Genomic DNA, 7,298 nt, shown 5'->3' with positions numbered 1-7,298 from the left:
CCGGCCTTCTTGGCGATGCCGTGAGCGATGTAGTTGACCGCGTCATAGCGGGTCATGTCCTGCTCCTGCAGGAAGTAGGCGGCGTGGCTTTCGCGCTCGCTGAAGATGGCGACCAGCACATTGGCGCCGGTGACCTCTTCGCGGCCCGAGCTCTGGACGTGGATCACCGCGCGCTGGATCACGCGCTGGAAACCCGCGGTCGGCTTGGCGTCCTCGCCGTCGCTGGTCGCCAGGGCGGCCAGGTCGGTGTCGACGTACAGGGTCAGTGCGGTCTTCAGGTTCGACAGATCGACGTTGCAGGCGGTCATCACATTGGCCGCGTCAGGGTCGTCGATCAGCGCCAGCAGCAGGTGCTCGAGCGTGGCGTACTCGTGCCGACGCTCGTTGGCGTAGTGCACCGCGCGGTGCAGGGTCTCTTCGAGAGGACGGGAGAAGGAGGGCATGATCTGATCCTCTCAGTCTTTTTCCATCGTGCATTGCAGGGGATGCTGGTGACGGCGGGCGGTCTCGATCACCTGTGCGACCTTTGTTTCGGCCACCTCGTAGGTGAAGACGCCGCAGACCCCGACCCCATGCTGATGCACATGCAGCATGATGCGAGTCGCGGCCTCGCGGTCCTTCTGAAAGAACCGCTCCAGCACATAGACGACGAATTCCATCGGCGTGTAGTCGTCGTTCAGGATCAGCACCCGGTAGAGCGAGGGCTTCTGAAGTTTCGGCTTGGTCTCGGTGACGGTGGCGGCGCCGAGGCCTCCATCGTTCTGTTCACCTGGCCTGCGTGACGGCGGCATTCGTAGTCCGGTTTCGGGGGGAGTGATCAATCAGATAGGGAATGATGGCCTGATTTGAAGATGCGTCCAGTCACAGGTTTGCGTGAGGCGCGGAGTCGCATGGGCTCGAGCCACAATGAAAAAGGCCCCCGGCGTTTCCGCGGGGGGCCTTCAACTACGCTACTGAGGGTTCAGGCGCCTTAGCGGGCGGCCTGGAACTTTTCGACCGACGCGGTGACGCGCTCGTTGATCGGCTTGAAGCTGTCCTTGACCGAAGCGGTCATGACTTCCGTCGCGCGGGTGACTTCAGCCAGGTAGGTTTCGGTGGCGGTCTTCGCCCAGGTCGTCTGCAGCTCGAGCAGCTCCTGGATCGAACGGGCCTGCGACATCGACTGGGCGGCGGCGACGCCGTCTTCCCACGACTTCTTGGTGAAGGCGACGCTCTGGGCCGACAGGGCCTCGACGCCCTTCTGGGCGGCGGCGGCCGAGGCGACCAGCGCTTCGAGGTTCTGCTTGCCCTGGACATTCAGTTCGGCGAGGCCGGCGGTCGACTTGTCGGCGACTTCGCGGAAGGCGCGCGCGCCGGCGGCCTGGGCCTGCTCGGCGTTGGCCTGGAACGTGGCCTGGGCCTTCTCGGCCGAAGCCTTGACGGTGTTGGCGGCGGTTTCGACGGTCTTCTTGGCGGTTTCGGCGCTGTCGGCCATGGTGCTTCTCCTGAACCAGTCGCGGCGGGGCCGCATGGAATGTTTCCGCGGCAGGCGAACCTTCCGCGACGGGAGCTCATATGGTGCAAGTGCGAAGAAAGGTCAAGGGACTATTGTGCAGTGCACCATTTCCCTCCGGCGAAAGGCTTGTGGACGGCCGACTTCACGAACCCGTTGACGGCTTGTTTACCGTCACGAAACCCGGATGACGCATGTTAGCCATTGTTTCAGCGTCGCGTGGTGGGGCCGCCGTCGCGCCCAAAGTCTAGTGAGGCCTGCTCTTGTCGATCTTCGCCCTGATCCGTCGTGGACTGCTGTCTCTGATGCTGGTGGCCGCCATGGCCGCCACGCCGACGACGGCGCCGCTTGTCGCCCAGACATCCGATAACGCCCGCTACGCCGCCATCGTGGTCGATGCGGAATCCGGCGAGGTGCTGTTCTCGCGCTATGCCGACAGCCAGCGTTTCCCCGCCTCGATCACCAAGGTTATGACCCTGTATCTGACGTTTGAGGCCTTGGCCGAGGGTAAGGCGCGGCCCGATGACGTGATCACCGTGTCCCGCCACGCGGCCAGCCAGCCGCCGTCCAAACTGGGGCTGGGCGCCGGTCAGACAATCACCCTCGACGACGCCATGCGCGCGACCGCCGTACGCAGCGCCAACGACATGGCCGTCGCCATCGCCGAACACATCGGCGGCTCGGAATCCCGCTTCGCCGCCCGGATGACGGAAAAGGCGCGCGAGCTGGGGATGAGCAACACGCGCTACTACAACGCCAACGGCCTGCCCGACAGCCGGCAGGTGACGACGGCCCGCGACCTGGCCGTGCTGTCGCGGGCGGTGATGCGCGACTATCCGCAGTACTACCGCTATTTCGGCCTGCACGACTGGGCCTATCAAGGCCGTGACTATCGCAATACCAACGGGCTGCTGCGCGGCGGCCAGGGGTATGACGGGCTAAAGACCGGCTACACCAACGCCTCGGGCTTCAATCTGGCCGCCTCCTCGGTGCGGGACGGCCGGCGTCTCATCACCATCGTGCTGGGGGGCCGCACGACCGCCAGCCGCAACAGCCATGTCGCCGAACTGATGGACACCGGCTTCGAGCTGGAACGCGCCCGGGCTCGAGGCCAGTCGATCCAGTACGCCCAGGCTTTCTTCGAACAGCGCGGCTTCGGAGTGGGGCGCGAGACCGAGGAGCCCATCCAGTACGCCTCGGCTGCGACGGAAGTGGAAGATGACGACGGCGCCGTGGCCTACACCGCCGTCGTTGCGGCCCAGCCGATCCCGACCACTGTCACCCCTGCGCCGTCCGAAGTCCGGCCGGTCGCCCAGGTCCAGCGCGCCGAGCTGCGGCCGGCCGACCTGACCGCCTCGCTCAACGGCGCGGCTTCTCCGCCTCCTGCTCCTCGCGCGCCCCGCACCGCGCCCCGCGCGCCCGCCCGGGAGCCGGCGCGCGCCGCCGGCGGTTGGGCCGTTCAGGTCGGTGCGTTCCGCGAGGAAGCCGTGGCCCGCGACTGGCTGGCCGAGGTTCAGCGCCGCTTCCGTGGCCAGTTCAACGCCGCCGAACGCACGGTCCAGAACGCGGAGGGCTGGTACCGCTCTCGCTTCACCGGCATGACCGAGCAGGCCGCCCAGGCCGCCTGCTCGGCCCTGTCCGAGCGCCGCGTCACCTGCATGGTCATCCGGCCGCAGAGTTAGGCCTGCGCCTTTGCTTGATTACCAAGTCTACAGGTTCGCGACCCACCTTCGACACAATGCCCTTCAAGGTTGCGGTTGAGGGTAGGGGTCGCGGAAATGGTGGGTTTGGACCGGTACGGCCGCGTCATAAGCGGCGTCGTCATCGCGGCGTCGATCTTCGCCGCCGCTTCGGAAGTCCAAGCCCAGACGCCGGCTTCGCCACCAGCCGCCGCGGCCGATCCCAACATCACGCCTTACCTGCCGGCCTTCTTCGCAGAATTCCGACCAGTGACCGCGCTCGATATGATCGGCCGGATTCCGGGTTTCCAGTTCGACGGTGGCACGACTGCACGCGGCTTCGCCGGCACCGCGGGCAATGTCCTGATCGACGGTGAGAGGCCTCCGACGCGCAGCGACGCCCTTTCAACAGTCCTGTCGCGCATACCCGCCTCCCAGGTGCTGCGGATCGACGTTGTCCGAGCGGGCGCGGGCGGGATCGACATGCAAGGCAAGTCGGTGGTCGCCAACGTGATCCGCAAGCCCGACGCGGGAATTTCGGGAGCGGTGACAAGCGGCCTGACGCTGACGGATCAGGGCGTTTTTCAGCCGAGCATCACGCTTCAGGCCCAGCGCCAGCGCGACGGACGCTCCGTAGACGGCTCGTTCCGCTATTCCAGCGGCAGTCAGGAGATCAAGAACGTCCGGCAGAGATACCTGCCGGACGGCCGGGTGTCGCTGATCGCCATCGACGACGGGGGCTTCGAGTACGCCAACGGCGAGGCGACCGGGGTCTACGAAGGACCGCTCGCGGGGGGCCGCGTTCGGGCGAACGCCCTGATCAACTACAGCGGCTCTCTCTATCAGGGAGCCGACATCCTGCTCAGGCCGGGCGGCCAGGAGTTCAGCGACTCCGACTCGGTGCGCTGGCGGGGCGAGGCCGGCCTGCGCTGGAGCCGCAGCCTCCCGGCCGGCATGAACCTGGAGCTGGTCGGTTTCCAGTCGATCACCGACAACGACAACGACAGCCTGTATGACACCCCATTCTTCTCGAGCCGCACGCTCAGCAACCAGTTGTCGGGCGAGAGCATCGTGTCGGGCGCCCTCAAGTTCGCGCCGCTGACGACGGGGCTGGGGGAGATCGACCTGGAGGCGGGCTCCGAGGTCGCCCTGAATTGGGTGGACACTGAGACGGCCTACACGTTCGACGGCAGCCCCCTTCTGCTTCCCGGCGACGACACCCGGGTCGAGGAGTTGCGCAACGAGAGCTTCGTCACCGCGGTCTGGGCCGCGCGCCCGAACCTCAGCGTCGAGGCCAACCTGAGGTACGAGCTGTCGCGCATCACCGCCGCCGGAAGCGCCGGAGACGCCGAGACGACGCTGGACTATCTGAAGCCGCGACTGACGGCGACCTGGGCGATCGCACCGCGCAACACCCTGACGTTCAAGGCGGAGAAGTCGGTCGAGCAGCTCTCCTTCGGCGCCTTCACCGCCTCCGCGGCCTTCTCGACCGGGATTTTCGGCCGCGGGAATCCTGACATTCGCCCGGCCCAGATATGGCTGACCAGCGCGCGCTACGAACGGCTGTTCGGCCGCCAAGGGTCGTTCATCGCGGAATACGCTTATGAGTCGCTCGACGACGTGCTGGGCGTTGTCGTGGTCCACGAGATCCCGCCCGGCGGCACGACGCCGCGGCCCTTCAACGTCACCCGGAACGTCGGTGGCGCAACCCGCCACCGCGGCACCCTTTCGGGACGGCTGCCGCTCGACGACTGGGGTCTGGAGGGTGGTCTGTTGACGGGACAGGTGTCCTACCGGCGGTCCAGCACCATCGACCCCGTCACCTTGGTGGATCGCCGGCTCTCGGGCGAACAGGACCTGAGCTGGTCGCTCGGCCTGAGCCGCAACCTGCCGGCGCAACGGATCAGCTGGAACCTGAGCCTCAACAGCGGTCAGGACAGCCGCAACTATGCGCCGAGCACCCTGTCGCGGTTCCGCTCCGATCCAACGGGCCAGTTCAGCCTGACCTATCGGCCTGACCCGAAGTGGAGCATCACTGGCGGTGTCTTCGTATCGTCCGAAAGCGAGAACGAGTTCACCCTTTTCGACGCGCCGCGGGGACAGGGCGCGCCGGTCTACACCGAGGTGAACCAAAGCTTCAGCCCAAGCCAGGTCTACGCGAGCGTGCGACGTAGCTTCTGACGGCCTTGCTCAGCAGAAGCATTTCCCCTATACGCCCCGCCTTTCCAGGGCTTCGGTCCCGGCTGCGGAACTCCAAAGGGTTCGGGAAGTCATCCCGGCCGCCGCATCGGGATCCATCGTGAGCGCGACTTACCCGGTCGCCTTGCGCCGACGCCCACCAAGGGAGACTACCGCATGGCTCTTTACGAGCACACGGTCATGTCGCGCCAGGATATCAGCGCGCAACAGGCCGAAGCGCTGAACGACACCATCAAGGACCTGATCACCCAAGGCGGCGGCACCGTCGCCAAGATCGAGTACTGGGGTCTGCGCAACCTGACCTATCGGGTCAAAAAGAACCGCAAGGCGCACTATTCGCTGCTCGCCGTCGACTGCCCGCCCGCCGCCATGGCCGAAGTGGAACGTCAGCTGTCGATCAACGAGGACGTGCTGCGCTGGCTGACCGTCCGCGTCGAGGAACTCGACCTGGAACTGTCGCCCCTGCTGGCCCGCCGCGAACGCGAGCGTGAACGTGAGCGTGAGCGCACGCCGCGCGACGACGCCGCCGAAGCCACTTTCTAAGGAACCCGGAACATGACCGATACGACTGCCCCGTCCCCGGGCGCTCCGGCCGGCTCCGGCGGAGCCCGCCGTCCGTTCTACCGCCGCCGCAAGGTGTGCCCGTTCTCCGGCCCGAACGCGCCGAAGATCGACTACAAGGACGTCAAACTTCTGCAGCGCTACATCAGCGAGCGCGGCAAGATCGTTCCTTCGCGCATCACGGCCGTTTCCCAGATCAAGCAACGCGAGCTGGCCAAGGCCATCAAGCGCGCCCGCTATCTGGCCCTCCTGCCCTACGTGGTGAAGTAAGATGAAGGTCGTTCTGCTTGAGCGCGTCGAGAATCTCGGCGCCATCGGCGACGTCGTGTCCGTCAAGGACGGCTTCGCCCGCAACTTCCTTCTGCCGCGCGACAAGGCCCGTCGGGCCACGTCGGCGAACCTGAAGGCCTTCGAACTCGACCGCGCCGCCATCGAGGCCCGCAACGAGAAGAACAAGTCCGAGTCGCAGAAGATCGCCGACAAGATCGACGGTCAGACCTACGTCATGATCCGTCAGGCCGGTGAAACCGGTCAGCTGTACGGATCGGTCGCCGGTCGCGACGTCGCCGAGGCCGTTCAGGCTGAAGGCGGCAAGATCGAGCGTTCGCAGGTCGTGCTCAACACGCCGATCAAGACGCTGGGCGTCCACGAGGTGCTGGTCCGCCTGCACGCCGAAGTCCAGGCCACCGTCAAGATCAACGTGGCGCGCTCGGCCGACGAGGCCGAACGTCAGGCCAAGGGCGAGGACGTGATCAAGTCGGCCTACGACGAAGACCGTAACGCGGCCGCCGAACAGGCACGCGACATGGTCGAAGGCGGCGCCGGTCAACAGGACGGTCTCGGCTCCGAGGCCTGATCCTGAAGATCGGTTCGTCGAACCGATAGATATCCTAAAGGGCGTGTCCTCCGGGCACGCCCTTTTTGCTGCGCGTCGCGAACTGCTCGCAGAAAGTATGTCAAAAATGCAACGAGCTTAAAGCCTTGCATTAACTCAGCTTGACCACTTGTCCGGACGCACCCAGCTTGCATGACATGAGGCGTCCGCGTCGGTTCGCGCAACAATCTTGCGCAAGGCGATCGGTCGACAACTGTTTGGCCGTCAACGTCAGACTTCGACCTTCTCTCGCGCCGCGCGTCTTGCGTAGGCCACAACTTGCAGGCTCGTTATGCACGTCAGACTTTCTCGTTCGGTCCTTCTGGGCTTCGCATCCGCCGCGACCCTGCTCGCCACCCCACTCGCGGCCCAGGCGCAAACGGCGCCGCAGGACGATGTCGTCGACGAAATCGTCATCACCGGTACGCGCGCCGTCGGCCGCTCGCGTCTGGACACCATCGCGCCCGTCGATGTCATCAGCGGCGAGACCCTG

At 65.9% G+C, this 7,298-nt stretch carries 9 protein-coding genes; 6 read left to right on the top strand and 3 right to left on the bottom strand.

Features of this window, described 5'->3' with window-relative positions; all coding sequences use genetic code 11:
* The 3 genes from VGB60_RS03210 to VGB60_RS03200 all read right to left on the bottom strand — a co-directional run.
* A partial coding sequence (locus VGB60_RS03210; RefSeq protein ID WP_331036837.1) for a Clp protease N-terminal domain-containing protein occupies positions 1–443 on the bottom strand: 443 nt, incomplete at its 3' end.
* Between the two features lie 12 nt (positions 444–455).
* Complete coding sequence (gene clpS, locus VGB60_RS03205; protein WP_055832546.1) at positions 456–791, bottom strand: ATP-dependent Clp protease adapter ClpS; 336 nt, start codon at positions 789–791, stop codon at positions 456–458.
* A gap of 179 nt (positions 792–970) precedes the next feature.
* Entirely contained in the window at positions 971–1,474 is a 504-nt protein-coding gene (locus tag VGB60_RS03200; RefSeq protein WP_331036836.1) for a TIGR01841 family phasin, read from the bottom strand.
* Positions 1,475–1,755: 281 nt separating this feature from the next.
* Between VGB60_RS03200 and VGB60_RS03195 the strand changes: the two genes are divergently transcribed.
* The 6 genes from VGB60_RS03195 to VGB60_RS03170 form a co-directional block, all read left to right on the top strand.
* Positions 1,756–3,174 (top strand): D-alanyl-D-alanine carboxypeptidase, encoded by a 1,419-nt coding sequence (locus tag VGB60_RS03195; protein WP_331036835.1) that lies wholly within the window; start codon positions 1,756–1,758, stop codon positions 3,172–3,174.
* Between the two features lie 96 nt (positions 3,175–3,270).
* The gene (locus VGB60_RS03190; protein WP_331036834.1) at positions 3,271–5,352 is read left to right on the top strand and encodes a hypothetical protein; all 2,082 of its coding nucleotides are present in this window, start codon (positions 3,271–3,273) and stop codon (positions 5,350–5,352) included.
* A gap of 174 nt (positions 5,353–5,526) precedes the next feature.
* Positions 5,527–5,913: a 30S ribosomal protein S6 gene (gene rpsF / locus VGB60_RS03185; RefSeq protein ID WP_331036833.1), complete on the top strand. Its 387-nt coding sequence runs from the start codon at positions 5,527–5,529 to the stop codon at positions 5,911–5,913.
* Positions 5,914–5,925: 12 nt separating this feature from the next.
* Positions 5,926–6,201: a 30S ribosomal protein S18 gene (gene rpsR / locus VGB60_RS03180; protein ID WP_331036832.1), complete on the top strand. Its 276-nt coding sequence runs from the start codon at positions 5,926–5,928 to the stop codon at positions 6,199–6,201.
* A 1-nt stretch (position 6,202) separates the two neighbouring features.
* Complete coding sequence (gene rplI / locus VGB60_RS03175) at positions 6,203–6,787, top strand: 50S ribosomal protein L9 (RefSeq protein ID WP_331036831.1); 585 nt, start codon at positions 6,203–6,205, stop codon at positions 6,785–6,787.
* A 310-nt stretch (positions 6,788–7,097) separates the two neighbouring features.
* The coding region (locus VGB60_RS03170) for a hypothetical protein (protein WP_331036830.1) at positions 7,098–7,298 on the top strand (201 nt) is incomplete at its 3' end.

Origin of the sequence: Brevundimonas sp. (assembly GCF_036399195.1) — a bacterium.
Lineage (GTDB): Bacteria > Pseudomonadota > Alphaproteobacteria > Caulobacterales > Caulobacteraceae > Brevundimonas.
This window is presented reverse-complemented; position numbering and strand designations above follow the sequence as displayed.